This window comes from Nocardioides alcanivorans (genome assembly GCF_021555175.1).
Lineage (GTDB): Bacteria > Actinomycetota > Actinomycetes > Propionibacteriales > Nocardioidaceae > Nocardioides > Nocardioides alcanivorans.
The window spans coordinates 51,963-74,580 of sequence record NZ_JAKGRW010000057.1; the positions used below are offsets into that span (position 1 = coordinate 51,963).

Annotated in this window: 45 protein-coding genes; 43 read left to right on the top strand and 2 right to left on the bottom strand. The window is 67.9% G+C overall.

Going from position 1 to position 22,618, the window contains the following annotated elements; all coding sequences use genetic code 11:
• The first annotated feature begins 288 nt into the window (after positions 1–288).
• From L1066_RS27295 to L1066_RS24610, 7 genes are all read left to right on the top strand, one after another.
• A complete protein-coding gene (locus L1066_RS27295; RefSeq protein ID WP_283095610.1) occupies positions 289–417 on the top strand; it encodes a hypothetical protein in 129 nt (42 codons plus the stop codon).
• Positions 414–620: a hypothetical protein gene (locus L1066_RS24585; protein ID WP_235738958.1), complete on the top strand. Its 207-nt coding sequence runs from the start codon at positions 414–416 to the stop codon at positions 618–620. Before L1066_RS27295 ends, L1066_RS24585 begins: the two co-directional genes overlap by 4 nt.
• Positions 617–1,483, top strand: coding sequence for a lambda-exonuclease family protein (locus L1066_RS24590; protein WP_235738959.1), 867 nt, complete (start codon positions 617–619; stop codon positions 1,481–1,483). Before L1066_RS24585 ends, L1066_RS24590 begins: the two co-directional genes overlap by 4 nt.
• Complete coding sequence (locus L1066_RS24595) at positions 1,480–2,331, top strand: hypothetical protein (RefSeq protein WP_235738960.1); 852 nt, start codon at positions 1,480–1,482, stop codon at positions 2,329–2,331. Before L1066_RS24590 ends, L1066_RS24595 begins: the two co-directional genes overlap by 4 nt.
• Positions 2,332–2,552: 221 nt before the next feature.
• A complete protein-coding gene (locus L1066_RS24600) occupies positions 2,553–2,918 on the top strand; it encodes a hypothetical protein (protein WP_235738961.1) in 366 nt (121 codons plus the stop codon).
• Between the two features lie 108 nt (positions 2,919–3,026).
• Positions 3,027–3,320, top strand: a complete 294-nt coding sequence (locus L1066_RS24605) for a hypothetical protein (RefSeq protein ID WP_235738962.1) — start codon at positions 3,027–3,029, stop codon at positions 3,318–3,320.
• Positions 3,320–3,694, top strand: a complete 375-nt coding sequence (locus tag L1066_RS24610; RefSeq protein ID WP_235738963.1) for a hypothetical protein — start codon at positions 3,320–3,322, stop codon at positions 3,692–3,694. Before L1066_RS24605 ends, L1066_RS24610 begins: the two co-directional genes overlap by 1 nt.
• 16 nt (positions 3,695–3,710) lie before the next feature.
• On the opposite strand, the gene L1066_RS24615 is transcribed toward L1066_RS24610, so the two are convergent.
• Positions 3,711–4,067: a hypothetical protein gene (locus tag L1066_RS24615; protein ID WP_235738964.1), complete on the bottom strand. Its 357-nt coding sequence runs from the start codon at positions 4,065–4,067 to the stop codon at positions 3,711–3,713.
• A 111-nt stretch (positions 4,068–4,178) separates the two neighbouring features.
• Between L1066_RS24615 and L1066_RS24620 the strand changes: the two genes are divergently transcribed.
• The 36 genes from L1066_RS24620 to L1066_RS24795 all read left to right on the top strand — a co-directional run bounded on the left by L1066_RS24620 (position 4,179) and on the right by L1066_RS24795 (position 21,940).
• Positions 4,179–5,909, top strand: coding sequence for a DNA cytosine methyltransferase (locus tag L1066_RS24620; protein ID WP_235738965.1), 1,731 nt, complete (start codon positions 4,179–4,181; stop codon positions 5,907–5,909).
• Positions 5,906–6,061, top strand: a complete 156-nt coding sequence (locus tag L1066_RS24625; protein ID WP_235738966.1) for a hypothetical protein — start codon at positions 5,906–5,908, stop codon at positions 6,059–6,061. Before L1066_RS24620 ends, L1066_RS24625 begins: the two co-directional genes overlap by 4 nt.
• On the top strand, positions 6,058–6,213 hold the full coding sequence (locus L1066_RS24630) for a hypothetical protein (RefSeq protein ID WP_235738967.1): 156 nt from the start codon (positions 6,058–6,060) through the stop codon (positions 6,211–6,213). Before L1066_RS24625 ends, L1066_RS24630 begins: the two co-directional genes overlap by 4 nt.
• Entirely contained in the window at positions 6,210–6,401 is a 192-nt protein-coding gene (locus tag L1066_RS24635) for a hypothetical protein (protein ID WP_235738968.1), read from the top strand. The genes L1066_RS24630 and L1066_RS24635 overlap by 4 nt, the downstream gene beginning before the upstream one ends.
• Before the next feature lie 339 nt (positions 6,402–6,740).
• Positions 6,741–7,520: a helix-turn-helix domain-containing protein gene (locus L1066_RS24640; protein ID WP_235738969.1), complete on the top strand. Its 780-nt coding sequence runs from the start codon at positions 6,741–6,743 to the stop codon at positions 7,518–7,520.
• Positions 7,517–7,660, top strand: coding sequence for a hypothetical protein (locus tag L1066_RS24645; protein ID WP_235738970.1), 144 nt, complete (start codon positions 7,517–7,519; stop codon positions 7,658–7,660). The genes L1066_RS24640 and L1066_RS24645 overlap by 4 nt, the downstream gene beginning before the upstream one ends.
• Entirely contained in the window at positions 7,660–8,043 is a 384-nt protein-coding gene (locus L1066_RS24650) for a hypothetical protein (protein ID WP_235738971.1), read from the top strand. Before L1066_RS24645 ends, L1066_RS24650 begins: the two co-directional genes overlap by 1 nt.
• A gap of 204 nt (positions 8,044–8,247) precedes the next feature.
• The gene (locus L1066_RS24655; RefSeq protein ID WP_235738972.1) at positions 8,248–8,670 is read left to right on the top strand and encodes a hypothetical protein; all 423 of its coding nucleotides are present in this window, start codon (positions 8,248–8,250) and stop codon (positions 8,668–8,670) included.
• On the top strand, positions 8,663–8,908 hold the full coding sequence (locus tag L1066_RS24660; RefSeq protein WP_235738973.1) for a hypothetical protein: 246 nt from the start codon (positions 8,663–8,665) through the stop codon (positions 8,906–8,908). Before L1066_RS24655 ends, L1066_RS24660 begins: the two co-directional genes overlap by 8 nt.
• Positions 8,901–9,278 carry a hypothetical protein gene (locus L1066_RS24665; RefSeq protein WP_235738974.1) on the top strand — a complete coding sequence of 126 codons (378 nt, stop codon included), beginning with the start codon at positions 8,901–8,903 and terminating at the stop codon, positions 9,276–9,278. The genes L1066_RS24660 and L1066_RS24665 overlap by 8 nt, the downstream gene beginning before the upstream one ends.
• The gene (locus tag L1066_RS24670; RefSeq protein ID WP_235738975.1) at positions 9,275–9,688 is read left to right on the top strand and encodes a hypothetical protein; all 414 of its coding nucleotides are present in this window, start codon (positions 9,275–9,277) and stop codon (positions 9,686–9,688) included. The genes L1066_RS24665 and L1066_RS24670 overlap by 4 nt, the downstream gene beginning before the upstream one ends.
• Complete coding sequence (locus tag L1066_RS24675) at positions 9,685–9,885, top strand: hypothetical protein (RefSeq protein ID WP_235738976.1); 201 nt, start codon at positions 9,685–9,687, stop codon at positions 9,883–9,885. The genes L1066_RS24670 and L1066_RS24675 overlap by 4 nt, the downstream gene beginning before the upstream one ends.
• Before the next feature lie 67 nt (positions 9,886–9,952).
• Positions 9,953–10,213 carry a hypothetical protein gene (locus tag L1066_RS24680; protein ID WP_235738977.1) on the top strand — a complete coding sequence of 87 codons (261 nt, stop codon included), beginning with the start codon at positions 9,953–9,955 and terminating at the stop codon, positions 10,211–10,213.
• A complete protein-coding gene (locus tag L1066_RS24685) occupies positions 10,210–10,539 on the top strand; it encodes a hypothetical protein (RefSeq protein WP_235738978.1) in 330 nt (109 codons plus the stop codon). The genes L1066_RS24680 and L1066_RS24685 overlap by 4 nt, the downstream gene beginning before the upstream one ends.
• A complete protein-coding gene (locus L1066_RS24690) occupies positions 10,536–10,802 on the top strand; it encodes a hypothetical protein (RefSeq protein WP_235738979.1) in 267 nt (88 codons plus the stop codon). The genes L1066_RS24685 and L1066_RS24690 overlap by 4 nt, the downstream gene beginning before the upstream one ends.
• Complete coding sequence (locus tag L1066_RS24695) at positions 10,799–10,966, top strand: hypothetical protein (protein WP_235738980.1); 168 nt, start codon at positions 10,799–10,801, stop codon at positions 10,964–10,966. The genes L1066_RS24690 and L1066_RS24695 overlap by 4 nt, the downstream gene beginning before the upstream one ends.
• Positions 10,963–11,145: a hypothetical protein gene (locus L1066_RS24700; protein ID WP_235738981.1), complete on the top strand. Its 183-nt coding sequence runs from the start codon at positions 10,963–10,965 to the stop codon at positions 11,143–11,145. The genes L1066_RS24695 and L1066_RS24700 overlap by 4 nt, the downstream gene beginning before the upstream one ends.
• Before the next feature lie 70 nt (positions 11,146–11,215).
• Positions 11,216–12,097 (top strand): hypothetical protein, encoded by an 882-nt coding sequence (locus L1066_RS24705; RefSeq protein ID WP_235738982.1) that lies wholly within the window; start codon positions 11,216–11,218, stop codon positions 12,095–12,097.
• Positions 12,094–12,489 carry a DUF6221 family protein gene (locus tag L1066_RS24710; protein ID WP_235738983.1) on the top strand — a complete coding sequence of 132 codons (396 nt, stop codon included), beginning with the start codon at positions 12,094–12,096 and terminating at the stop codon, positions 12,487–12,489. The genes L1066_RS24705 and L1066_RS24710 overlap by 4 nt, the downstream gene beginning before the upstream one ends.
• A 247-nt stretch (positions 12,490–12,736) precedes the next feature.
• Positions 12,737–13,012 carry an HNH endonuclease gene (locus tag L1066_RS27300; RefSeq protein WP_235738984.1) on the top strand — a complete coding sequence of 92 codons (276 nt, stop codon included), beginning with the start codon at positions 12,737–12,739 and terminating at the stop codon, positions 13,010–13,012.
• A 99-nt stretch (positions 13,013–13,111) separates the two neighbouring features.
• Positions 13,112–13,423, top strand: coding sequence for a hypothetical protein (locus L1066_RS24720; protein ID WP_235738985.1), 312 nt, complete (start codon positions 13,112–13,114; stop codon positions 13,421–13,423).
• Positions 13,392–14,018: a terminase large subunit domain-containing protein gene (locus L1066_RS24725; RefSeq protein WP_235738986.1), complete on the top strand. Its 627-nt coding sequence runs from the start codon at positions 13,392–13,394 to the stop codon at positions 14,016–14,018. The genes L1066_RS24720 and L1066_RS24725 overlap by 32 nt, the downstream gene beginning before the upstream one ends.
• Before the next feature lie 22 nt (positions 14,019–14,040).
• Positions 14,041–14,847 (top strand): hypothetical protein, encoded by an 807-nt coding sequence (locus L1066_RS24730; protein ID WP_235738987.1) that lies wholly within the window; start codon positions 14,041–14,043, stop codon positions 14,845–14,847.
• Positions 14,848–14,860: 13 nt separating this feature from the next.
• Positions 14,861–16,474 carry a phage portal protein gene (locus tag L1066_RS24735; RefSeq protein WP_235738988.1) on the top strand — a complete coding sequence of 538 codons (1,614 nt, stop codon included), beginning with the start codon at positions 14,861–14,863 and terminating at the stop codon, positions 16,472–16,474.
• Positions 16,452–17,084 (top strand): VG15 protein, encoded by a 633-nt coding sequence (locus L1066_RS24740; RefSeq protein WP_235738989.1) that lies wholly within the window; start codon positions 16,452–16,454, stop codon positions 17,082–17,084. The genes L1066_RS24735 and L1066_RS24740 overlap by 23 nt, the downstream gene beginning before the upstream one ends.
• Positions 17,085–17,151: 67 nt before the next feature.
• Complete coding sequence (locus tag L1066_RS24745) at positions 17,152–17,649, top strand: capsid assembly scaffolding protein Gp46 family protein (RefSeq protein WP_235738990.1); 498 nt, start codon at positions 17,152–17,154, stop codon at positions 17,647–17,649.
• Between the two features lie 30 nt (positions 17,650–17,679).
• Entirely contained in the window at positions 17,680–18,606 is a 927-nt protein-coding gene (locus tag L1066_RS24750) for a major capsid protein (RefSeq protein WP_235738991.1), read from the top strand.
• Positions 18,606–18,758, top strand: coding sequence for a DUF7302 family protein (locus tag L1066_RS24755; protein ID WP_235738992.1), 153 nt, complete (start codon positions 18,606–18,608; stop codon positions 18,756–18,758). The genes L1066_RS24750 and L1066_RS24755 overlap by 1 nt, the downstream gene beginning before the upstream one ends.
• A 16-nt stretch (positions 18,759–18,774) precedes the next feature.
• Positions 18,775–19,245 carry a hypothetical protein gene (locus L1066_RS24760; RefSeq protein ID WP_235738993.1) on the top strand — a complete coding sequence of 157 codons (471 nt, stop codon included), beginning with the start codon at positions 18,775–18,777 and terminating at the stop codon, positions 19,243–19,245.
• Positions 19,246–19,247: 2 nt separating this feature from the next.
• Positions 19,248–19,595, top strand: a complete 348-nt coding sequence (locus tag L1066_RS24765; RefSeq protein ID WP_235738994.1) for a hypothetical protein — start codon at positions 19,248–19,250, stop codon at positions 19,593–19,595.
• Positions 19,596–19,598: 3 nt separating this feature from the next.
• The gene (locus L1066_RS24770) at positions 19,599–19,883 is read left to right on the top strand and encodes an HK97 gp10 family phage protein (protein ID WP_235738995.1); all 285 of its coding nucleotides are present in this window, start codon (positions 19,599–19,601) and stop codon (positions 19,881–19,883) included.
• Positions 19,883–20,284 carry a hypothetical protein gene (locus L1066_RS24775; RefSeq protein WP_235738996.1) on the top strand — a complete coding sequence of 134 codons (402 nt, stop codon included), beginning with the start codon at positions 19,883–19,885 and terminating at the stop codon, positions 20,282–20,284. The genes L1066_RS24770 and L1066_RS24775 overlap by 1 nt, the downstream gene beginning before the upstream one ends.
• Positions 20,281–20,496, top strand: a complete 216-nt coding sequence (locus tag L1066_RS24780; RefSeq protein WP_235738997.1) for a hypothetical protein — start codon at positions 20,281–20,283, stop codon at positions 20,494–20,496. Before L1066_RS24775 ends, L1066_RS24780 begins: the two co-directional genes overlap by 4 nt.
• Before the next feature lie 85 nt (positions 20,497–20,581).
• Positions 20,582–21,145, top strand: coding sequence for a phage tail tube protein (locus L1066_RS24785; RefSeq protein ID WP_235738998.1), 564 nt, complete (start codon positions 20,582–20,584; stop codon positions 21,143–21,145).
• 88 nt (positions 21,146–21,233) lie between these two features.
• Positions 21,234–21,536, top strand: coding sequence for a hypothetical protein (locus tag L1066_RS24790; protein WP_235738999.1), 303 nt, complete (start codon positions 21,234–21,236; stop codon positions 21,534–21,536).
• 50 nt (positions 21,537–21,586) lie between these two features.
• Positions 21,587–21,940 (top strand): hypothetical protein, encoded by a 354-nt coding sequence (locus tag L1066_RS24795; RefSeq protein ID WP_235739000.1) that lies wholly within the window; start codon positions 21,587–21,589, stop codon positions 21,938–21,940.
• Here L1066_RS24795 and L1066_RS24800 read toward each other — a convergent pair.
• Positions 21,933–22,562: a DUF4352 domain-containing protein gene (locus L1066_RS24800; RefSeq protein WP_235739001.1), complete on the bottom strand. Its 630-nt coding sequence runs from the start codon at positions 22,560–22,562 to the stop codon at positions 21,933–21,935. The genes L1066_RS24795 and L1066_RS24800 overlap by 8 nt on opposite strands.
• Positions 22,563–22,618 lie beyond the last annotated feature (56 nt).

Consider the following 22,618-nt stretch of genomic DNA (forward strand, 5'->3'; position numbering starts at 1 on the left):
ACAAGGAGCCGTCATGAGCCGCCGCGACATCCTCGGCGCCACCTTCCTGCGCCCCGACCCGGTGATCGCTGCCAAGTCTGTGGCCGAGATGCGCGCTGGCCGCGAGCACGTCCGCAGTCTGTGCGACGAGTGGCGTGCGGAGGTGGGGATGCCGCCCCGAGCGGTGGAGTCGGCGCGCGAGTTGGCGGTGCGGATCAATGCCTTCACGGCTGACTTTCGGTCGCAGATGGCCGAGGTTCGGCGCCGCATCGCCGCCAGCTCCCCCGTCCGCGGCCGAGCTGGGACCAGATGCTCGGCGAGCGAGCGGCGTCCCCGGTGTTCACCCGATCCACCTGCCCGGACGAGTTCGGCAACTGGGAGGACGAGCCCGCGCCGATCCACGACGCGCTGGTGCGGGAGATGGGAGCGCCGGCATGAGCGGCAGTCGCACCCGTGTCGACCCCGAGGACGACTACTGCACCGCGTGGCTCTGGTACTGCGACCACTGCCGCGACGGACACGGCGGCTACCTCACCGAGGACGAAGCCATGGCGGCCGCCGACGACCACGACCAGCAGCACGAACCCGCAGAGCCGGACCCCGATCTGGCCGTGGACATCTGGAAGGAAGAGAGAGCATGACCGACTTGACACCCGGCAGCCCCGAGTGGCGCAAGAAGGTGACGGCCAGCAAGGTGGCCGCGATCCTGGGCCTGTCGCCATGGGAGTCCCCGCGCTCCCTGTGGCACCTGATGCGAGGCGACATCGACCCCGCTACCGAGACCGACACGCACCGCCGCGGCCACTACCTTGAGCCCGCAATCCTCGCCTGGTGGCGCGACCAGCACGGCATCACCGACATGCGCCAATGGGCAGACCAGCCGTCGTACGAACTCGGCGACTGGGCAGCGGCCACGCCGGACGCGATGACCCTCGGCATCCCCGGCTTGGAGCGCGTGCTCGTCGAGGCCAAGTCCACCGCGCAGGACTGGGGCGGCGAACTGCCCGCCTACTACCTGACGCAGGTCATCTGGCAGATGCACGTCAGCGGCATCCATCGCTGCTACGTCCCCGTCATCGGGCCCCGGCTGACGTTCGAGGAGTACGTCGTCGACTACGCCGACTATGCCGAGGACGCCGAGCTGATCGAGCGCAAGGCACGCGAGTTCTACGACTCCCTGAGCGCCGACACCCCGCCCGACCTCGACGACAGCGTGGCGACATACGACGCCGTCCGACGCGTCCACCCCGAGATTGACAAGGGCGAGACGGTCGAGCTGACCCGCGAACAGGCCGACGACCTCGTGACCTTCGCCCACCTCGCCAAGGAGACCGAGACGTCTCTGCGCCTCGCCAAGTCCACTGTCATCGACGCCATGGCCCGCGCCCAGTACGCCGAGCACAACGGCATCCGCATCGCCCGCAGACAGGCCGGGAAGCACGGCGTCACATTCGTAGTCGTCGGCAAGCCCGAAAACCTCACCCCAATGAAGGACGCATCATGACCGAACTCGCCACCATCCAGCCGACCACCGTCGGTGTCGCCAGCATCGAAGAGACGGCCCGCGCGCTCGTCTCCGCGCACCAGATCGGCACGGCGCTGTGCAAGACCGCGTTCGTGCCGAAGCACTTCCAGGGCAAGCCCGACGACGCGGCCGCCGCGATCCTGTACGGCTCCACCATCGACATGGACCCGGTGACGGCGCTCCAGAACATCTACGTCATCGGCGGCAAGCCCGCGCTCTACGCCCGGACGATGGTCGCCATCGTGCTGAGCAAGGGCCACGAACTCTGGACCGAGGACGAGGCCGAGGGCAGCGTCACCGTCGCCGGACGCCGCAAGGGCTCGCAGCAGATCGAGCGGGTCACGTGGACCACCGAGGACGCCCAGCGCGCCGGGTACATGACCAACGCCAAGTACAAGACCGACCCGCGTTCGATGCTCTACGCCCGCGCCTCTGGCGACGTGGCCCGCCGCATCGCCCCCGACGCCCTGCTGGGCATGGCGCACAACGTCGAGGAACTCTCCATCTCCGAGGCGGTGGAGCAGCGACCCGCCACCACCTCCGCCCCTGCCGCCGATCGCATGCGTGCAGCCCTGCGCCCCAAGGTCACCGCCGAGCAGGTCGTCGAGTCCGAGGAGGTCCCCGAGAAGCCCCGGCTTGACACGTCGTCGGCGCTCGCCAAGGCCATGTTCGCCTCCATGCGAGAGGCCGGCATCGCCAAGGAGCAGGCGCACGAGTTCTTCTCCAAGGTCACCGGCCGCGACATCCAGTCGTCCAAGGAGCTCACCGAGGACGAGGCCCGCCAGGTGCTGGACCACCTGCCCGCGCGGCCCGAGGCAACCTCATGACCGCCATCTGCCCCGAGTGCCGAGCCGGGAAGCACCTGAATTGTGGCGGCGAGGCTCTCGATGAGGCCACTGACTGCGTGGTCGCCTGCGCCTGCTCGTGCTGGGAGGACCAATGACCGCCGCCCTGATCATCGTCTTCATCGGCCTCATCGTCGTCGCCGTCATGGCGGATCGACGCGACCGGGCCGGGGAACGCTGCCGGGACTGCGGGGGAGGCACAGGTGAGCGGCCACGAGATCGCCTGGGAGTTCGACCGCGAGTGCGTCGAGGCGCGCTGCGTGTGCACCTCGCCGCCCGACGCCAACTGCCGCCTGTCCTGCCCCGACGACTGCGAGACCTACGGCGAGATCATCCGCCACGAAGACGTGACGCTCGACGGCAAGGTCGCCAAGTGGATCACGCACGACGACTGCCGCGCGGTGATGCAGCCGGGCGAATGCAACGTCGAGCTCTTCCTGAACGAGGGCGGATGCATCAAGGAACTGGCGCTCGGCGGGCCTCGCTTCACCATCGCCCGCACGCCGATCCGCCCAGTCTGGGAGGGCGACTTCTACGAGTGGGAGCCGATCGAGGAGGCCACCCCATGACCCGCCCGAGCATCCCCCTGCGCATCGCCGTGTGGCTGGTCAACGCGGCGTGCTGGCTTCCGAACCGAATTATCGAGCGCTTCGACGCTCGGCTGAATGGAGAGAGTGATGAGTAAGCCAACCCGCGAGGAACTGATTGACCTGTGCGAACGGGGCGTGGTCCCGCACGATCGGTGGAGCAACCGCGACACTTCGGCAGCCCAGCGGCAACTCGGAGAGTGCTTGGCCCTCCTGCGCGCAGGATGCGACTTCACTATCACCGACACGAGTCACAAGTGCTGGTGGGTGACGATCCGCTTCGACGGCTTCGGCAGGTTCGACTGGGGCGGCGCTCAGGATGACGAGCGGTTCTATGTGCCGATGGCCGAGTCGATCCGCGAAGACGGCGGGGACTGGTACTGATGGAGATCGGAGACGCACACAAACGCCGCCTCGGCGAGACGGTCCGCGACGCTGAGCGGATAGCCGCCCAAGTCGAGGCGGTAGCGATGGACGAGGGCACGTTCAACATCTTCCTGAAGATCGTCGCGACGAACCGAGTCACCGCCGAAGACCTGGCCCAACTGCAGCACCGCGGCATCGCCTTGGCGTTCACCGACACGGTGACCGCCGAGCGCGACGACCTCCGCAGGCGGCTGGGGAAGGTGGAGACGCTGGCGGAGGAGTGGGAGCGCGAGTGGGACGACGCCGTGGATCGCGGCGTACCGCTCACCGGATTCGCGGTCCGGCGCGGCGCCGCCAAACGACTCCGCGCCGCGCTGAGACCCGACGCGTGACATATGCGTCAGGCGGTCAGAACTTCCGGCACTCGAGATCGATCACTTCGCCGGCCTCCATGAAGCCATTGACTAGATCGGGACCGTTCGAGATCTGCTCGTCCCGCTCTTTGGCCTCAGCGATCCGCGCAGCGACCCTGTACTGCCGCACGAACGCCTCGGCCAGATCATCCCAGCGGGAATCCAGTCCACTCGCCCTTCCCGCAAGGTCTGCCGCCTTGTCCAGCTTGGCGATGTAGAGATCCGCCTTCTCACTCTCGGGCGAATCCTCTGTCTGCGACTCGAACCAGTCGCACGCCTCCTGGGCAAGATCGCGAGCCTCGGCCTCGTCACCCGAACATCCGGCGAGAACCAAGGCTGCCACGAGCGCCATGGCCGCCGACCTCATCGACCCAAGGTAGCGCCACGCGGGACTCCGCGCAGCCCTTTCTTCGTCTTCACTAACCAGCCGCCCAAGGGCGGCTTTTCTGATTTGGGAGCAACCATGACGCTGACCGTCACCGACCTCTTCTGCGGAGGCGGAGGATCCTCAACCGGGGCCATCCAGATCCCTGGTATCGAGATCAAGATCGCCGCCAACCACTGGGACCTCGCCGTCGAGGTGCACAACCAGAACCACCCCGACGCTGACCACGCAGCCGTCGACCTTCACGAGGAAGACCCACGCTACTTCCCGAGGACGGACATCCTTTGGGCGTCGCCCGAGTGCACCAAGTGGTCGCAGGCGTCCGGCGGCAAGTACTCGTCCATCTCCACCGAGGTGGACCTCCTGTCGCTGCTCGACCCCGAGCTCATTGACGAGGACCCCGAGACCGCGATCGTGCAGCGGTCCCGACTGCTCATGTTCGACGTCCTCCGGTTCGCCGAGCACCACCGCTACAAGGCGATGGTGATTGAGAACGTCGTCGACATCGCGACGAACCAGAAGTTCGCCGAGGCGTGGGCCCTGTGGCGCAAGAGCCTCGAGCGGCTCGGCTACCAATTCCGCGTCGTATCGCTCAACAGCATGCACGCACAGGCTCATGGCGACCCGGCCCCGCAGTCCCGCGACCGGCTCTATGTCGTGTGCTGGCTCAAGGGCAACCGCGCGCCGGACATCGACGCCGTGATGCGGCCGCTCGCCTGGTGCCCGGTCTGCGCCGAGGTCGTTGAGTCGCAGCAGGTGTGGAAGAACGGCCGCGTCGTGGGCAAGTACCGGAGCCAGTACGTCTACCTCCACGCCGCCTGTGGGACCACCGTGGAGCCCGGCTATCTGCCTGCCGCCGCTGCGATCGACTGGTCGCTACGCGGGAAGCGGATCGGCGACCGGGCCAAGCCGCTGGCCGACAAGACGCGGCGCAGGATCGCGGCCGGGATCGCCAAATACTGGAGCCCGTTCCACATGGAGTCCGGCGGCAACCAGTACGACGCCGCCGACCCGAAGCACCCGGCGTACGGCAATCCGAACGGCTACTACCGCGCTTGGTCGACGCTCGACGCGCTCAAGACGCTGCACACACAGGAGACCAAGGCGCTCTGCGTCCCCGCTGGCGGCACATGGAACGACGACGCACGCCCGATCGACGAGCCACACCGCACCATGACCACGCGCGAGACCACGGCACTGGTCACCAGGCACTACGGAATCCCCGGCGGAGCGCCCGAGCGGCACACCAAGCCCGCCAGCGAGGCTCTCCGCACCGTCACGGCAAGCGGCGGCAACATGTCGATCATCGAGCCGCCGTTCATCGCCGAACTGCGCGGCGGAGGCTCCAAGGCCCGATCGGTCGAGCAGCCCGCCTCCACGTTCACCGCGTCAGGCAACCACCACGGCCTCGTCATGCCGTACTACGGAGCCAGCAAGGGGTCTGAGCCGACCAGCAGGCCGATCGGCACACTGACCACTGTCGACAGGTACGCGCTGATTCAGCGGCACAACAGCAGCAAGGGCGACGGGGCCGAGATGATGACCCCGGCACACGAGGTCATGCGGACGCTCACGACGACCGGCCACCAGTCGGTCATCACGCCCGGTGACATCAAGGCCGCCGAGGCCCAGGTCGACGACTGCCTGTTCCGGATGCTCGAGCCGCATGAGGTCGCCGCGGGCATGGCGTTCCCCGCCGACTACATCTGGTCGGGGACGAGGCGGGAGCGGGTCAAGCTCTGCGGGAACGCGGTCACGCCGCCTGCCGCACGAGACCTGATCGCGGCGGTTGCGGAGTCGCTGGCATGAAGCGCAAAGCCAGCCAACTCTCCGACGCCACCATCCGCGAGTGCCGCGAGGTCACGTTGACCGGCCAGATCATCGGCGACTACCCGCTGCCACCCGACCGGCACGTGCTCATCGTCGCCGTGCCAGCAGACGCGGAGGTGGAGGTCACGTGAGCGAAGACGCCTGCCGCTGCTGGGCGAACAACCACGCCCTTGGCCATGTCGGCCACTGCTGTTTTCAGGTCGACGGCAAGTGGCGACCCGACAGCGAGATCTGCCACGACCCCGGACAGACGGACCTGCTCGAGCTGCTGGAGGAGACGTGAACCCCTTCCTCCCCAAGCCCACCCACTCCCCCGACACCTTCGCCGAGTTCAACGCCGGCGTCCAGCGAGCGCGCGACGGCGTACCGACCGGGCGCCTGTCCGTCATGTGCCGACGCCCCGAATGCGGGAAGCGGACCGAATCCAAGAGCGGCTATCACCGCCGCTGTGAACCCAAGGAGACACCGTGAAGACGGTCATCTACCACCGACCACCGCGGCCATTCGACCGCCTCACGCCCTGCTGCGAACGCCTCGAAAGAGAGCTCCCCAGTGGGGCGTCATCACGCGGGACCCGGCGAAGTGGACGTGCACAGGGGCACCACGGAGGCCCACTCTGGCGGACACGATCGCAGGACTCATCGAGGACGAAGCGAAGAGGCCAGAAGGCCGCACCGTCACCTGCGCCCAATGCGCCCGCGACTTCACCACCGCAACCAAGGGCGGCGTCAAGTACTGCGGCGACCAATGCCGCGCAATCGCCTACTCCGAACGCAAGCGTCTCGCCCGGCTCGAAAGGAAGGCATCCTGATGCCCGCGCCACGCACCTGTGAGTGCATGCGGTGTCCCAAGTGCAACGTCCGCGAATGGTCCCGCGACCGCTACAGGAAACGCGCCTACGGAACCTGGGAGCCATCCACGACCACCGTCGACGCCGCGGCAGCACGAGCCCACATCGCTGCGCTGCGAGCCCAAGGTGCCAGCGTCGCAACCATCGCCCGCGCGGCCGGGGTTGGAGACTCCACCGTCGCCAAGATCACCGGCAGCAAGGAGCGCATCACTCGCGACACTGAGCGCCGCATCCTCGCCGCTCGCATCACCGAATCCGACCGCATCGCCACTCACCGACAGGCCCGACGCCTGCAGGCGCTCGCCGCCATCGGGTGGACCTTCAATGCGCTCGGCGACCGTGTCGGCATCGACCCCGGCAACCTTGCCCGGATGGCGCGCGGGAAAGCCAAGTACGCCAACCGGAAGAACTTCGACCTCGTGTGCGCGGTCTACGAAGTGCTGCACATGACACCCGGCCCGAGCGACGAAGCGCGCAAGCGAGCCGAGGCGAAGGGGTGGATGCCGCCGCTCGCATGGGAGGACATCGACGACCTCGACGAGGACCCGACCGCCACCCCGTGGTTCGCCGGATACGACCCGGTTGCCGTCGAGCGCGTCCTCGCGGGCGACTGGCGACTCAAGGTGACCCGCGAAGACAGGGTCGAGGTGCTCCGCCGCTGGAAGGCCGCTGGAGTCAGCCTCAGCGAAGTAGAACGCCGCACCGGCTGGAACGTGTGGCGACTGCAGAGGGCGTCATGAAGCACGAACGCATCCGCAAGCGCGCGTCCGGCGGCCACCTGCACTCCTGCAGCGGCTGCTCGTGGGAGCGCTGGGTCGTGAACGAACGAGACCTCGACCCGCTGTGGGCGAGGCACCTGCCGAAGGAGGGAAAGACCTGATGCCCTGGTTCAGAGTGGACGACACGCTCGCATTCCACGCCAAGACTCTCGCGGCCGGGAATGCCGCCATGGGCCTGTGGGTGCGCGCCGGGGCGTGGTCGATGCAGCAACTCACTGACGGCTTCGTGCCATCCCATGTCGCGCGCCAGATGGGCACCAAGGGTGAAGCCAACCGGCTCGTACAGGCGGGCCTGTGGGGCGAGTTGCCGAGTGGCTACGCCTTCCATCAATGGGACGGAAGGCAGCCCTCTGCCGACGACGTGAAGCGTGCCGCCGAGGCCAAGGGAACAGCTGGCGCGCACGGCAATCACCTGCGGTGGCACAAGCGCCGCGGGGTCATCCATCCCGACTGTGAATGGTGCAAGGAAGGAGAGGCATCGTGATCGCAAACCGATCGCACTTGCGATACCCGTGCGAGTCGCACCCGAATCGCCCGTCCCGTCCCGTCCCGTCCCGACCCATATTTAGCTCACCATCCATTCGCAACTCACCTCCCGCGCGACCCCGATCCGGGCACCCTGCGGACCCGAGCCGAGCGGCCATGGATGACGCCTCCGGCGCAGGCAGAGAGCGACGGGAGGGCATCCGTGCCCGTCACTGACCAGGACGCCCGAGCCCTCGCCTACCTGGCCATCCGCCTCCGCGTCGAAACCAACGCGACGACGTGGGACGAAGCCGGGACACTCGCCGCCACGCAGCAGCTCGTCGGCCGCGGACTGCACCCCAGCATCGAACGGGTAGCCCGTCACGCTGCGGACCCGCAGGCGCGCACCCCGGCGGCCATCCACCGGCCGTTCCTGCCCGATGCTCCCGGCCCCGAAGCGCCAAGCAACCCCAAGCCGCACGAAGCGTGCACCACCTGCGGACGCCACATCGACCGCTGCATCTGCGAACAACCCAGCCGACGCAAGGACCACGCGCCGGCACCCGACCTGAGCGCCACCCGAGAACGCATCCGCGTCGCACGAGAAGCGCGGAAGCCCACCCCCGAAGGAGACCCCCATGAGTGACCCGACCCGTCCCGAACTGGCGACCGTGTACGAGTTGGACGCCGGCAAGCTGCCGACGATCAACGGCCGCATCGTCCCGTGGCTCATCACGGCCGACCCCGCCCCGATGGTCGAGCAACTGTCGGACGACCTGCACGTGCTGTGGCTGCCCGTGCTGATCCACGCGCCCATGCCAACGCCACCCGAGGGACGACCTGACGGTGACCTCGTCACCAACCAGGAGGGCTCCGATGACTGACCACGACCCGCTGGCCGCGATCGAGACGCTGGCCGATGAATGGGAGCGCAACCTCAAGTCCGACCGCGAGGATCAACGAGCCTGCACCGTCGCAGGAAAGCGTGAAGCCGCCGAATACTGGGCTGGGTGCGCCGACACCAAGGCCGAGGTGGCGACCGACCTCCGCACCGCGCTCACTGAGGCCCGGCGGGCGGTGGACGCACTCGTGGCCGAGCGTGACGCTGCACGGGAGGCGCTGGCACGAGTGGAGGCGCTGATGCGGGAGCCCGACTGGCACATCGAGGTGTCGCTCGGAGGCTCGGACTACGCAAACCACCGCATCCGCGCCGCCCTCGCCCAGCCCGCGACAGACGAGGAGGCAGGCCAGTGAGCGAGCTGCGAACCGAACTCGCCACGCTGGTGGAGAGCCTGCGGTGCGAGTTCACCGGCGCCGTGGGGTGCGAGGAGACCTGCTGCATCAACGGGCAACTCCGCGCCCTGCTGGATCGTCACCCGGAGCCGACGGCCGACTGCGCTTGCCCACCGTGCCCCGGTCGCGGCAACGATGGTCACGGACTCACGCACTGCGCCGAGTGCTGCTTTGGCAGTGGCGTCGAGGCGGACATGGACTGCCCGACGCACGGAGAGCCGACAGCCGACCGGGACGAGTTGGCGCGATTGATCCGGGAGTGCAACACCCCGCCTGACGCCTGCCCGTGGGACCTGCTCCCCGAGGGTGTGCGCGACAACTGGCGCAGAGACGCCGACGCGGTCATCAACGCCGGATGGAGGAAGTCATGAGCGGGCTCACCCGGGTCGAGCGGGAGGCGCTGTGGAGCGCATGGCTCGCGGGCGACGTAAGTAAGGGCCTCGGCTGGCTCGCGCCCGCCGTCGAGAAGATCATCGCGGCCCGTGAGCAGGCTGCCCGCAAGGATCAGGCCAAGATCATCGCGGAGGCGATCGAGAAGATGACTCTCCGGGGGCGGACAACCGCATGAAGCACGCGACCAGCCTTCGCAAGATCGCAGCCCGCATCGCCCGCCAGTCAGTTGAGGGAGGCGCGTGATGAGTGACTCCTGGGAAGGGATGCCGCTGTGGGAGCGCGTGGCCGAGACGATGCGTGCCACCCGTGGAGCACTGGACTCCGACGTGGACAACGTGCTGGACGTGTTCGCTGACTGGCTGTGGAGCGACGAGGTGCGGGAGGTGGTGGCGGAGGCGATCGTGGCCTACGAGGATGAACGATGGCCCTGCGTGACTGTCGACGAGTACGCCAAGACCGCCCTCGACGCTCTCGTGGCGCGGGTGATGGGAGAGGGATCGTGACCACGCAGGTGACGCCCGCCTACGTCGCCACCCAACGCGCCCTCGGCTGGCCAGACATTCACCCCGAGGACTACTGCCACCTCTGCGGCGGCCGGAACCCGCTCTGGTACGCCGACCGCACCATGTGGCGCGCCGTCACCGCCACATGGGCACAGGAGACCGGCCGCGAAGGGATCTGCTGCCCGGGCTGCTTCGCACGCATGGCGCAGGAGCAGGGCGTGCACGACGGCGTGTGGAGATTCGCGCCAGAGCCACCACCCGACCTGCAACCAACCACCACGGCCCCGTCAGACGACGGGGCCGCTTCGATTTCGGAGGAAGCATGAGCGACCGCATCAACGACATGCTGCTCGACCAGATCGCCGACCTGCTCGCCTACGAACCGCCGCAGGATGCTGGCCAGCACCCGTCGCTTGAACTGCACGAGCGCGTCGGAGCCGAGTGGGCCGAGTGGCACAAGCGGCTCAGCGGCCTGCGGCTCCTGCTCGGACACCGGCTGGTCAGTGCGGCCATCGAGGAGCGACGAGCGCCGGCGTACTTCGTCGATCCCATCGTTTGCCCGGCATGCCAAGCCAAGGAGGAAGCATGAGGCACCCCATCGACCGCTGGGAGCCGTACGACGTCGACGTGAGCATCACCGGCGGACCCGAGCGCGTCTACGACAGCAACGAAGCCGGACCCACGCCGAAGATCCTCGGGTTCACCAACGAGCCCGAGATTGAGCCGCTGCTCTGGGAAGGGGATGACTCGTGAGCCGCCTCTACCTGAGCCGCCAGATCTGCGCCATCCGCGCCCTCGGGTGGCAACTCGACTGGCGCAGAGGCGACTGGGAGCCGCTGTTCGGCTTCGGGCCGCGAGTCCGCGTACTGCGAGTGGGGAAGCTCTGCCGCTTCACCCTCGGGCCGCTCGAACGCATCGACATCACCCGCTAACCCGCACCACCGACCAACCGCCCCGCCTGGCTGACGCCCGGCGGGGCTCGCTGATTTCCGAGGAGACGAAGTGACCAAGTGCCAGTGGGTAGCCAGTGACCAGCCGCGCGAGCTCGAAGACGGCAGTGAGTGCCCGGACCTGCACTGCGGATCGTGCGGGCATAGGCACGTCCGGCCCGGCGTGCTGACCTGCCCGTCGTGCGTCGGCGACGTACGCGACGACCTGAGGACCATTGCCGACAAGGCCGCCGAGCTGCCCGAGGAGGCCGAGGTGCGCGGCATCGACTCCGAGGCTGCCGACCTCGCTGGGCCAGCGGCAGACCCCGAGCAGTGGCGCCAGCGCGGTCGCTACGGCCACCGATGGCACGAGGACGCCAAGGTGGGCGAGGAGCATCCGCTCTGGGTGCTCGGCACGTGGGACATGGTGGTCCGCGAGCACCTGAGCCAGCCGACCACGCTGCGACTCACCATCGACCGGGCAGCCGACTACCTCGCCGGCCAGCTGACCGGGCTCGCGCAGGACGGCGACTTCCCGTTCGACGTGCTGCGCCGAGAGGTGCGAGCGTGCCGCGGTCACCTCGAGGATGTGCTGAGGGACGGGGAGCAGCGGGACACGGGAGCGCCGTGCATGACGTGCCGCATCCCGCTGGTGCGCGAGTGGGGCATCCTCGCTCACGCCGACGGGTGGCGCTGCCCGCAGTGCCGGGAGTTCTCGACGGACGCGCAGTATCGGTTCGCCGTGATGCAGGTGCACCGCGCCGAGGCCGAGTGGCTGACCGACGTCGAGATGCAGGAGCGGACGGGCGTGAAGGCTGCGACCGTGCGATCGTGGTCACGGCCCATCGAGGACGGCGAGCCCTTGGTGGCCAAGCGCCAAGACTCGGGGCGCGTGGTCTATCGGGTGGCCGACGTGGAGTACGCGGCGCAAGCGAAGGGGATGATGAGCGCATGACGATCGTGGAGTTCCTGCTGGCGCGGATCGCCGACGACGAGGCCATGGCGATGGCACAGCGGGAGGACGTCGAGCGCGAGTTCGGGTCCACGACGGTGGAGCTGCACTCCCCGATCGACCAAGAGGGCTTGGGTGACATGGGCTGGCCGGCGCTCGTGATCGACGAGAGCCGCGTGCAGGCTGAGTGCGAGGCCAAGCGGCAGATCGTGGAGCTGCATGCACCCGACGACGGGGGCAGCCTTCCCATCTCGCCAGAGTGGTGGTCGTGCAGCACCTGCGAGCAAGATCCGCGCGCCGAGGCGTGGAGCGAGTGGCCGTGCTCGACGCTCCGGGCCCTCGCCTCGGTGTACGCCGACCACCCGGACTATGACCCGGCATGGAACGAGCGCTGACCCTGCTTGCAATCCCGGACCGGGTCCAGCACAATGGGTCCCGGACAGTTGTACCCAAAGCCCTGAGCCACTCCCGGGCCGGGGCTTCTCGCATGTCCGGACCAGCGCACCTCGACCCGCGCTGGACCGCCATCCCTGCCCGAGGTCATACGTCACCTCGCCCGACCTTCCACGGGCTGAGGATCGAAGGGCGACAATGCAGCATGCTCTCGGCTGCGTCGGGTCTGCCTTGGGTGGGGGTGGGCGTGTGAGTCAGCGCAACACCGCCGCCCGCGACCGCGACCGAGCAGCCATCCGCCGCACCAAGCCGCCCTGCGGGATCTGCGAAGGCGAGATCGACTACTCGCTGCCCTACCTCGACCCGATGTCCTTCGTCGTCGACCACGTCATCCCACTCGCCAAGGGCGGGGTCGACGAGCTCGCGAACAAGCAGGCCGCCCACAGGTCCTGCAACCAGACCAAGGCGGCCAAGCTGCCCGAGGACTTCGCGCCCCGCGTCTTCGTCACCTCGCGCTCCTGGTGACCCCTGGGCGGGGGCGCCCCTCAAGGCCCAGCCCGCCGCACCCTCTGGCATAGGCGGGCACCCCCATTCCCTTTTTCCACAGGCTCGGAGGTGAGCGCGATGCCTCCTCGCAAGAAGCTTGCCGCGGTCACCGAGGCGGATATTGCCGCCGCCGAGGCTGAGGCCGAGAAGCCGAAGACCATCCTCGAGGCCGCCGAAGCCGGCTCACGTCTCGAGGAACTCAAGGCGATGCGTCGCCGTCTCGCCAAGGCGCTCGATGATCCGAATACCGCGGCGCGCGACCTGGCTGCACTCTCGCGTCGCCAGATCGAGATCGGCCGCGACATCGAGGCCATCGTCGTGGCCGAGGACGAGGATCACTCGGTGGTCGTGAGCGCCGATGACGAAGTCTGGGACGGCACCGGCTACTAACGCTCGGCCACTCTCCGAGGTTGCCCGCCACGTCGTGGCACCTGAGGGGATTGCCTCCACTGAGTGGCCGTCGGTCTTCAAGACCTGCACCCGACTCGGCTGGGGATTCGACCGCTGGCAGTTCGATGCCGGTCGGCTCATCGTCGCGAAGCGATCCGACGGAACCTATGCCGCGGACACGACGTGCATCAGCATCCCGCGGCAGGTCGGCAAGACCTACCTCATCGCCTGCATCATCTTCGCCCTCTGCCTGCTCAAGCCGGGACTGACGGTGATCTGGACGGCGCACCGCAAGACGACGGCGCGCGAGACGTTCGATCAGTTCGACGGCATGGCCAAGCGGCCCAAGGTGGCGGCCCACATTCGCCAGGTTCTTCACGGCAAGGGCGATGAAGCGATCCACTTCAACAACGGGTCTCGCATCCTCTTCGGTGCCCGCGAGTCTGGTTTTGGCCGTGGGTTCGCCGGCGTCGACATCCTGGTCTGCGACGAGGGTCAGATCTTGCCCGAGTCCACCCTCGAGGATCTCGGCGCAACCCAGAACACGGCACCGAACCCGCTCTTCTTCGTCATGGGCACCCCCGCGGCCCCGTGACCCCGGCGAGTTCTTCACCCTCTTGCGCCAAGAGGCACTCGACGGCGAGTCCGATTCGACGCTCTACATCGAGACGAGCGCCGACCGAGGCACTGACCCGATGGACCCGGAGCAGCTGCGCAAGGCGAACCCGTCCTACCCGCACCGCACCACGCACCGCGCCCTGCTGCGCCTGCGGAAGAAGCTCAAGAACGACGACGCCTGGAACCGCGAGGCACGTGGCATCTGGGACGAGCTCACCAAGCAGTTCTCCCCCATCAACGGTCCGCTGTGGCGCGACGCTGTCGACGTCGGCCCGGCGAGCACCACGAAGCCTTCCGCGATGGCTGTCGACATGTCCCACGATCGGCAGATCTCGGTGGGCGCCTGCTGGCTCGAGGAGTCGTCGGCCCACCTCGAGGAAGTCTGGGCTGGCATCGACGAGCCGGGGGCAGTCGAGTGGGTCGCTGCTCGCGCCGGTCGCCGCATCCCGGTCTTGATCGACTCCGTGAGCCCGGCGGCGTCGATGATCCCGGCGCTGCGTGCTCGCAAGGTCAAGGTCCTCACTGGCAACTCTGCCGACATGGCTCGCGGCTGCGGGCTGACCGTGTCCGATCTCGAGGCCGGCCGCCTGACTCACGCCGACCAGGAGTCCGTGAACGACGCCCGCGAGGGAGCCCGGAAGCGTGCGATCGGCACTGCCGGCGGCTGGGGCTATGACCGCAAGGACCCGTCCGTGAACATCGCCCCGCTCGTCGCCGTCACCTTGGCGCGCGTCGCGGCCACGATCAACGAGAAGCCGACCGGCAGCACATCTGCTCGATCCGGTCGAGCGAGCTCCACAAGATGAGAGGCGGTGCAGCGTGAGTCAACTCGACACCCTGACCGTCCCCGGACTGACCGTCGACGAGCAGATCACCCTGAATCGCCTGGTGGCTCAGCTTGAGGCGAAGAAGCCACGCAACCTGCTCCGTCAGCGCCTGTACGACAACCAAGAGGTGGCCCGCCGGATCGGGGACACGATCCCTCTCCAGTACTTCCGCATGGGCATCGTGCTGGGCTGGACGGGCAAGGGGGTCGACAGCCTTGGCCGCCGCTGCACGCTGGAGCGCTTCGTGTGGGCCGACGGCGACCTGTCGGACATCGGGGCTCAGGACGTCTGGGACGACAACAACCTGCGCTCGGAGATCAACTCGGCCAAGGTGTCCTCGCTGATCCATGGCCCCGCCTTCTTGGTCAACACGACTGGCGAGGGCTACGAGCCGAAGTCGCTCATCCATGTCCGCGACGCCCTGAACGCCACGGGCGACTGGAACCCGCGTCGGCGCCGGATGGACAACCTCTTGTCCGTCTTGGGTCGGGACGAGCAGGGCGGCATCGTCGAGTTCGCTCTCTACCTTGACGGCCTCACGATCACCGCCAAGAAGGACGGCAGCGCATGGGAGGTCGACCACCAGGATCATGCGTGGGGTGTGCCGGTCGAGGTGATGGCCTACAAGCCGCGCGTCGGTCGCCCCATGGGCTCCTCTCGGATCACTCGCCCGCTGATCGGCCTTCAGAAGCAGGCCGTCCGGGCGCTGATTCGCACCGAGGGTCACATGGACGTGTTCAGCTACCCGGACTTCTGGTTGCTGGGTGCGCTCGCCAAGGACATCAAGGGTGAGGATGGCGCGAACATCGCGGCCATGTCTGCCGCGCTCGGCCGGATTCGGGGCGTCCCTGATCTCCCTGCCGATGACCCGAATGCGCGCGACAACAACCTTGACCGCGCCGACATCAAGCAGTTCCCTGCCTCTGCCCCCACGCCCAACCTGGCGTGGCTGAACACCCTGGCGAAGCTGTTCGCCCGCGAGTCCTCACTGCCGGACTCTGCGCTGGCCATCACCGACTTCGCGAACCCGACCTCGGCCGACTCCTATGACGCCTCGCAGTATGAGCTCATTGCGGAAGCCGATGGCGCCGTGGAGGACTGGTCGCCGGCGGTCAAGCGGTCCCACCTCCGCGCCTTGGCGATCCTCAATGGCGAGACGGAGATCCCGAGCGAGTGGAAGACGATCGAGCCGAAGTGGCGCGACCGTCGCTACGTCTCGCCGTCTGCGCAGGCTGATGCTGGCTCCAAGGTCGTCCCGCTGATCGCTGCGGCCACGTCCGAGGTCGAGCTGGAGTTGCTGGGTCTCGATGAGCAGCAGATCCGCCGCATCATGGCTGAGAAGCGCCGCGGCCAAGGATCGGGGGTCCTCGACCGGCTCCGTGACGTCGGCGCTCCGGCAGCCGAGGACCCGGTTGCCGTCAAGGCGAAGGCTGACGCGATGGGTGTCCTGATTCGCTCCGGCGTGGATCCTGTCGAAGCCGCCGAGCGCGTCGGCTTCGCGGGCATCGGATTCACTGGCGCCGTCCCGGTCTCCCTGAGACTGCCCGAGTCGGACGCCACGAAGCTCGAGGACAAGGGCGCAAGTGGCAGCCAGCCTGCGGGCTGAGACGGCCTCTCTGGTCCGTCTCGCGGACCTCGACCTGTCTCGCCTGTGGCGCCTCGTCGCAGCCGGTGCGAACGCAGGCGAGGCCCTGCATGACCTGCTGCCTGCGATCGTGCGCGAGTACGGCGCAGCGGGTGGCGCCATGGCTGCCGAGTGGTACGACCAGCAGCGCGAGAAGGCCGGTGCGAGCGGTCGCTTCTACGCTCTGCCGATCAGCCCGGACGACCGCGGCGCTCACTCCCTGGTCAGTTGGGCAGTAGGAACCGCCACCGACGGCGCCGCACTCCAGTCGCTGATCCTCGGCGGCGTACAGCGGCGCATCGCCGACCATGTCCGCCTCACGGTCACGAGCAACTCCATCGACGACCGCGCAGCAGCCGGCTGGCAGCGAGTGACAGACGGCAACGCCTGCACCTTCTGCTCCATGCTCGCCGGCCGCGGCAGCGTCTACTCCGAGGCCACTGCCGACTTCGCCAGCCACGACGAATGCGGCTGCTCCGCAACGGTCGCCTGGAGAGGCCAACCCGTCCCCGTCAAGCCATTCACCCCCAGTGCGAAGACCTCCACCGAGGCCGACCGCGCCCGCGTCCGCGAATACCTGCGGACCCACTGATCTCCCCGTCGCTCGACGGGTTACGCACTACGCCCCGCGGTCAAGTGGGCGGTCGATGGAGGAACAGATGTCTGACGCACCCGAGGGCGGCAACACCCCCAGCGGAGAGACGCCCGCCGCTGACGAGTTCAAGGTCATCACGTCGCAGGACGAGCTCAACCGGATCATCGGCGAGCGCGTCAAGCGGGCCAAGCCTGCCGACTACGACGACCTGAAGGCCAAGGCCGCCAAGCTCGACGAGATCGAGCAGGCGAACCAGACCGAAGCCGAGAAGGCCGCCAAGCGCCTCGCCGACCTCGAGGCCGAACTCACCAACACCCGCCGCGAGTCGACACGACTCAAGATCGCAGCCGACCACGGCATCACTGACGCCGACGACATCGAGCTGTTCCTCACCGGCACGGACGAAGAGACCTTGACCAAACAGGCCAAGCGCCTCGCCGACCGCGACGCCGACCGCAAGAAGAACGGCAACCACGTGCCCCGCGAGGGGCAGACCCCCGTGCTCACGGCCGGAGACGAAGACCGCCGCGCATTCGTGCGGAACCTGACCGGCCGGGGCTAATCCAGAACTCACAGAAAGCGAGGCGCCATCATGGCTCTCGACACCTCCTCCCTCTCCCTGCCCGGCACCTCGCTCGGCATCGTCACCGAGGCCGCCCTCGACTCCGGCGTCCTTCCCAAGCTCGTCCCGAGCAAGCCCACGCTGTTCGGCCCCGTCAAGGGCGCCACCTTCTCCGGCGTGCCCCGTGCGCAGATCGTCGGCGAGGGCGAGAAGAAGTCCGGCCAGGACCCCTTCGCCCTCACCCCGTTCTCCGCCGAGCCCGTCAAGGCGCAGATCACCGTCCGCGTCTCCGACGAGTTCAAGTGGGCCGACGAGGACTACCAGCTGGGCATCATCGACGACCTGGTCGCCCCGGCGATCGGCGCTGGCATGGGTCGCTTCGTCGACCTGTTCGCCTTCCACGGCATCAACCCCCTCACCGGGACCGTCTCGGCGAAGGCGACCAAGTACCTCTCGCAGACCACCAAGGTCGTGGAGGTCGCCGGCGCCCCGACCGACGAGCTCAACGCGGCCGTCGCGCTGATCGCGGGCAGTGGCTCCGGGATGCCCAACGGCATCGCCTTCGACGCCGGCTACGGCTTCTCGCTGGCTTCCGAGGTGTGGCCCACTGGCACCGCCCAGGCGGGACTGGAGCGCTACCCCGGCATGGGCTACGGGACCGACGGCGTGTGGCGTGGTCTCAAGTACGGCATGTCTTCCACTGTCTCCGGTGCGCCCGAGCTCGCCGACACCAAGATCCGCGCCATCGTCGGCGACTACACCCAGGTCAAGTGGGGATACCAGCGCCAGATCCCTCTGGAGATGATCGAGTACGGCAACCCCGACAACATCTTCGACGAGGACGGCGCCCCGCGCGACCTGAAGGGCTACAACGAGATCGCCCTCCGCTCCGAGGTCGTCATCTACATGGCCATCGGTGACCTCGGCAAGTTCGCCAAGGTCCACGACCTCGTCTGATGGCACGCCTTCGCAACAAGCGGACCGGCGTAGCGGTCTCGTGCCCTGATGAAGAGGCCGCCCGCCTGGGCGGCGAGTGGGAGCGGGCCGACAAGCCCGCACCGAAGGCGCCCGCCAAGAAGGCGGCGGCGTCCCCGAAGAAGTCGGACTGAGGAAAGGGGGCGACCCGTGGCTGAGATCATCAAGGTGACCGACCTCCCGGCTGGGTTGCAGTCGGGCGAGATGGTCGCAGCGATGGTGGCCGGTGCCAACGCGCGGGCTTCGCGAGTCGCCCCCTGCCTCACCTCTACCGATCCCGCCCCGTCGGCGGACCAGCTTGCTGAGGCGAAGCTGATCCTGCTCGGCGCAGTGAAGCGCTGGGCCGAAGCTGGCTCCGGGGCGCTGGCGTCCCAGAATGCCGGCCCCTTCGGGATGACTGTCGACACCCGCCAGCGGACCGGCTACAACCTGTGGCCCTCAGAGATCGTCGACCTTCGCGCGATCTGCTCGGCGATCACTGCAGGCCGCCAAGCCTTCTCGATCGACACCGCGCCCGCCCGCGGGTCGTCCATCCATGCCGACATCTGCTCGCTGCACTTCGGGGCGGGCTACTGCTCGTGCGCAGCCGACATCGCCGGCTTCCCGCTCTACGAGGTCTGACGATGTTCGCCTACGGCGAGACCGTCACCCGCCTCCGTGCCGCCGAGATGCTCGACCCCTACTCCGGCACCTACCGGCCTGACTGGAATGTGCCCCCGGCGTCGCAAGTCGACATCGAAGGCTGGGGCGTCGACGACTCCAAGTCCGCTGAGCCGCTCGAGGTCGGTCGCGAGGCTGTGGTCACTGACTTCGTGCTGTACCGCCAGGAGCCCGCCGACGTGCTCCCCGGCGACCGCGTGATCGTGCGCGGCTTCACCTGTGAGGTCGTCGGTCGCCCGGCGACGTGGCGACATCCAATGACTGGCTGGCAAGCGGGCTTCGTGGTCCGCGCGAACGTTGTGGAGGGCTGAGAGATGGCGAAGTCGATCCACGGCTGGAAGCTCAACTCCGGCGGCATCGCGGAACTCCTGAAGTCCGACAAGGTGCGCGCGTTCACCACCGCCCGCGCCGAACGCGTGCTAGCCGCGGCGAAAGCGAGCGCGCCCGTCGACACTGGCGCCTACCGCGACGGCCTGCACATCGAGCAGGTCACCACCGACCGTGCCGTCACCCGCGTCCAGGGCGGCACTGACCATGACTGGGTCGTGGAAGCGAACACCGGCAACCTCGCCAAGGCGCTCGGCTCGGCAGGTGCCTGATGTGGCAGCCAGCCGCGATCCTCTACCCCGACGTCGAGCTGCTCCTGTCGCGGGAGCTCGGATCGGCATTGGCGTCTCGCTGGCAGCGGCCCGTCTATGTCGGCACTACGGTCCCGAATCCACGCCGTGAGTACATGGTGACCGTCCGCTCGGACGGCGGCCCGGACCTCGGCGACGTGCGCTCGCTGTGCCGCGTCGGGATCAACGTCTACGGTCCGACGCCCCAGCAGGCCACCGACCTGGCACGTCTCATCGGCGCGCTCCTCGGCGGCATGGCTGGCAAGCAGGCCATCACCGCCGTGACGTCCGTGTCGCTGCCGACCGAGATCGCCGACCCGTCCAAGACCCCGCGGCGCTACCTGACCGCCGAGATCCACGTGAGAGGAAGTGCCCTCGCATGAAGCTGACCCACCCCGGCGCTGGCCGGACCATCGAGGTGGCCGACTCGGTTGCCGATCGCTACCTGTCGCAGGGCTGGAGCCCGGCCACTGCTGGCGCGCCGAAGGGCAACGCCGGCCTCGCTGAGTGGCAGGAGTTCGCCCGCGCCCAGGGCATGAGTGACGAAGACCTCGAGGGTCAGTCGCGCGACGACCTCCGCGCCGCCCTCTCCTGATTCCCCCACAGAGTTCCGCCCGTCCGCACCGGGTGGCTGATCCGCGGCGTCGCCGCATCACCACACAGAAAGGCAGGGCTGGCACATGCTTGATGCCGACAACGTCCGCGTTGCACTGACCGGCGCCGTGTTCAAGGGGCCGACGACCGCGACCGCTCCCACTGGAACCTCCGGCGCACCGACCGGCTACGAAGACCTCGGGTACATCAGCGAAGACGGCGTGGAGATCGCGCTGCCCGACGCTGGCGACTCTGAGGCCATCAAGGCGTGGCAGAACGGCGCCACTGTGCGCATCGTTCGTACGCCGTCCGACGAGAACCCCACGTGGGTCTTCGCGATGATGGAGACGAAGCTGGAGACCGTCGAGACCTACTTTGGCGTCACGGTCACTCAGACCGCCACCGAGGGATCGTTCGAGTGGACGAATAACTCCGTCCGCCCGCACCAGTCCTACATCGTCGACTCCGTGGACGGCGCCGAACTCACCCGCGACTACATCCCCAAGGGGATCGTCACCGCGGTCGAGTCGCACACGCTCACCTCCACTGGGGCGACCGTCTATCAGGTCACCGTTGAGGGCGAGCTGGATGGCGCGAAGGGATTCAACTTCAAGCGCTGGTCCACTTCGCTCGCGACCACCGCGCCCTGACCCATGAACTTCCCGGCCGGCGCTGTGCGGAGGCGTCGGCCGGGGAGCACAGCCTCCGCAACTCCGCACACTTGAAGGGACTCCGCACATGAGTGACGACCAGCAGTACACGTTCGAGGTCGACGGCGAGACCTACGCTCTCCCGTCCGCTGAGACCGGCGCCGAGACGCTCCCCGGCCGCTTCCTCCGGGATGCCGCCATGGAAGGCCAAGAGGGCCAGATCCGGCTCGGATTCGCGCTCCTTGAGGCGACCGGCGCCGACCCGAAGGCCATCGACGCGCTCTACGACCTCCCCGGCCCCAAGATGATGGAGCACATCGAAGCGTGGATGGAGTTCAAGCCCAACCGGGGTGACGCCTCCGTGGGGGAATCGTCGGGCTCCTCGAGCTGATCGAGGAGCACCGCGCGTCCATCGAGTACGACTGGCGCACCCGCTTCGGCATGGGCCTCGACCAAGTGCCGCGCGACATGCGTTGGTCGGAAGCGTTCCGCCTGATCAAGATTCTCCGCGCTGACCCGTCGTCCGCACTCGCCTCTGCGATGGCTGGCTGGGAGTACCCGATCAGTCGCGAGGCGCTCCTGCTGGCTGATCAATTCGACCTGCTGCACCAAGTGAACGCCGACCCGAAGCAGGGGAAGCCGAAGCCTCACCCGATGCGCCCGTGGAAGCAGGGGCGGAAGACGGAGGAGCGCGGCAAGAAGATTGCGGTCACGCAGGAGCAGGTTGTGGCTGCACTGCGGCGAGCAGGGCACACGGCCCCGCTGCCAGCGGGCGCTGAAGGGATGTTCAGTTGACCACGAAGTCTGCGAACACCGTCTCAAAGTCGCTGTCCATCGCCTCGACGCCGAGGGTGCCGCCCTTGATGACTCCCTTCGGCACATCGAATGCGACGTCCTGCTTTACCGTTCCTCCCGCGCGAGCCTCAGTGGGCCATTCGCTGCCCGGAGTCACTGAGTACGAGTTCTCGTAGACCTGATTGTCGGTGCCCGTGAATGACCACGTGAGGTCGAACGTGACATCAGCCTTGCGCTCGTCGCCGACATAGGTCGCCTCGTAGGTCGCCAGGACGTATTGCCCTGTCGGCTTGTCGTTGTACGGGTTGGCCTGCTTGATATCGGCGTCAGCGTTGACCTGCACCTTGGTGACCTTCACTTCCCAGTCACCAAGAATCACCGTGTCGCCCAGTTGCACGGACGCGTTGTCCACCTCGGGCTCCTCGGAAGCTTCCTCGTCGGCGGCGTCGACTGCATCGTCCGCATCGGATTGGACGATCTTCGCGTTGCGGTCGCCCTCTTCCTTGACCTCTGCCTCCTTCTCGCTGCCGTCGCATGCAGAGGTCGCCCCTAGGGCGAGCAAGAGGGCCGCAATTCCAAGAGTCCTGTTCAAGCGCATGCGGGTCATCTTTCCATCGGCCATCGGTCCCCGTCTGGCGTTTCGCGCATCTGAGTCGCGCGCCACTATCTGAGGAGGTC

Coding starts and splice junctions, on each gene's coding strand:
- L1066_RS24785 (WP_235738998.1), top strand. CDS start 20,582: ATGCTTGATGCCGACAACGTCCGCGTTGCACTGACCGGCGCCGTGTTC.
- L1066_RS24665 (WP_235738974.1), top strand. CDS start 8,901: ATGACTGACCACGACCCGCTGGCCGCGATCGAGACGCTGGCCGATGAA.
- L1066_RS24750 (WP_235738991.1), top strand. CDS start 17,680: ATGGCTCTCGACACCTCCTCCCTCTCCCTGCCCGGCACCTCGCTCGGC.
- L1066_RS24660 (WP_235738973.1), top strand. CDS start 8,663: ATGAGTGACCCGACCCGTCCCGAACTGGCGACCGTGTACGAGTTGGAC.
- L1066_RS24690 (WP_235738979.1), top strand. CDS start 10,536: ATGAGCGACCGCATCAACGACATGCTGCTCGACCAGATCGCCGACCTG.
- L1066_RS24595 (WP_235738960.1), top strand. CDS start 1,480: ATGACCGAACTCGCCACCATCCAGCCGACCACCGTCGGTGTCGCCAGC.
- L1066_RS24645 (WP_235738970.1), top strand. CDS start 7,517: ATGAAGCACGAACGCATCCGCAAGCGCGCGTCCGGCGGCCACCTGCAC.
- L1066_RS24775 (WP_235738996.1), top strand. CDS start 19,883: ATGTGGCAGCCAGCCGCGATCCTCTACCCCGACGTCGAGCTGCTCCTG.
- L1066_RS24720 (WP_235738985.1), top strand. CDS start 13,112: ATGCCTCCTCGCAAGAAGCTTGCCGCGGTCACCGAGGCGGATATTGCC.
- L1066_RS24725 (WP_235738986.1), top strand. CDS start 13,392: ATGACGAAGTCTGGGACGGCACCGGCTACTAACGCTCGGCCACTCTCC.
- L1066_RS24640 (WP_235738969.1), top strand. CDS start 6,741: ATGCCCGCGCCACGCACCTGTGAGTGCATGCGGTGTCCCAAGTGCAAC.
- L1066_RS24620 (WP_235738965.1), top strand. CDS start 4,179: ATGACGCTGACCGTCACCGACCTCTTCTGCGGAGGCGGAGGATCCTCA.
- L1066_RS24675 (WP_235738976.1), top strand. CDS start 9,685: ATGAGCGGGCTCACCCGGGTCGAGCGGGAGGCGCTGTGGAGCGCATGG.
- L1066_RS24615 (WP_235738964.1), bottom strand. CDS start 4,067: ATGGCGCTCGTGGCAGCCTTGGTTCTCGCCGGATGTTCGGGTGACGAG.
- L1066_RS24695 (WP_235738980.1), top strand. CDS start 10,799: ATGAGGCACCCCATCGACCGCTGGGAGCCGTACGACGTCGACGTGAGC.
- L1066_RS24650 (WP_235738971.1), top strand. CDS start 7,660: ATGCCCTGGTTCAGAGTGGACGACACGCTCGCATTCCACGCCAAGACT.
- L1066_RS24590 (WP_235738959.1), top strand. CDS start 617: ATGACCGACTTGACACCCGGCAGCCCCGAGTGGCGCAAGAAGGTGACG.
- L1066_RS24585 (WP_235738958.1), top strand. CDS start 414: ATGAGCGGCAGTCGCACCCGTGTCGACCCCGAGGACGACTACTGCACC.
- L1066_RS24780 (WP_235738997.1), top strand. CDS start 20,281: ATGAAGCTGACCCACCCCGGCGCTGGCCGGACCATCGAGGTGGCCGAC.
- L1066_RS24800 (WP_235739001.1), bottom strand. CDS start 22,562: ATGGCCGATGGAAAGATGACCCGCATGCGCTTGAACAGGACTCTTGGA.
- L1066_RS24710 (WP_235738983.1), top strand. CDS start 12,094: ATGACGATCGTGGAGTTCCTGCTGGCGCGGATCGCCGACGACGAGGCC.
- L1066_RS24605 (WP_235738962.1), top strand. CDS start 3,027: ATGAGTAAGCCAACCCGCGAGGAACTGATTGACCTGTGCGAACGGGGC.
- L1066_RS27295 (WP_283095610.1), top strand. CDS start 289: ATGCTCGGCGAGCGAGCGGCGTCCCCGGTGTTCACCCGATCCACCTGC.
- L1066_RS24625 (WP_235738966.1), top strand. CDS start 5,906: ATGAAGCGCAAAGCCAGCCAACTCTCCGACGCCACCATCCGCGAGTGC.
- L1066_RS24755 (WP_235738992.1), top strand. CDS start 18,606: ATGGCACGCCTTCGCAACAAGCGGACCGGCGTAGCGGTCTCGTGCCCT.
- L1066_RS24795 (WP_235739000.1), top strand. CDS start 21,587: ATGGGCCTCGACCAAGTGCCGCGCGACATGCGTTGGTCGGAAGCGTTC.
- L1066_RS24765 (WP_235738994.1), top strand. CDS start 19,248: ATGTTCGCCTACGGCGAGACCGTCACCCGCCTCCGTGCCGCCGAGATG.
- L1066_RS24790 (WP_235738999.1), top strand. CDS start 21,234: ATGAGTGACGACCAGCAGTACACGTTCGAGGTCGACGGCGAGACCTAC.
- L1066_RS24610 (WP_235738963.1), top strand. CDS start 3,320: ATGGAGATCGGAGACGCACACAAACGCCGCCTCGGCGAGACGGTCCGC.
- L1066_RS24745 (WP_235738990.1), top strand. CDS start 17,152: ATGTCTGACGCACCCGAGGGCGGCAACACCCCCAGCGGAGAGACGCCC.
- L1066_RS24680 (WP_235738977.1), top strand. CDS start 9,953: ATGAGTGACTCCTGGGAAGGGATGCCGCTGTGGGAGCGCGTGGCCGAG.
- L1066_RS24770 (WP_235738995.1), top strand. CDS start 19,599: ATGGCGAAGTCGATCCACGGCTGGAAGCTCAACTCCGGCGGCATCGCG.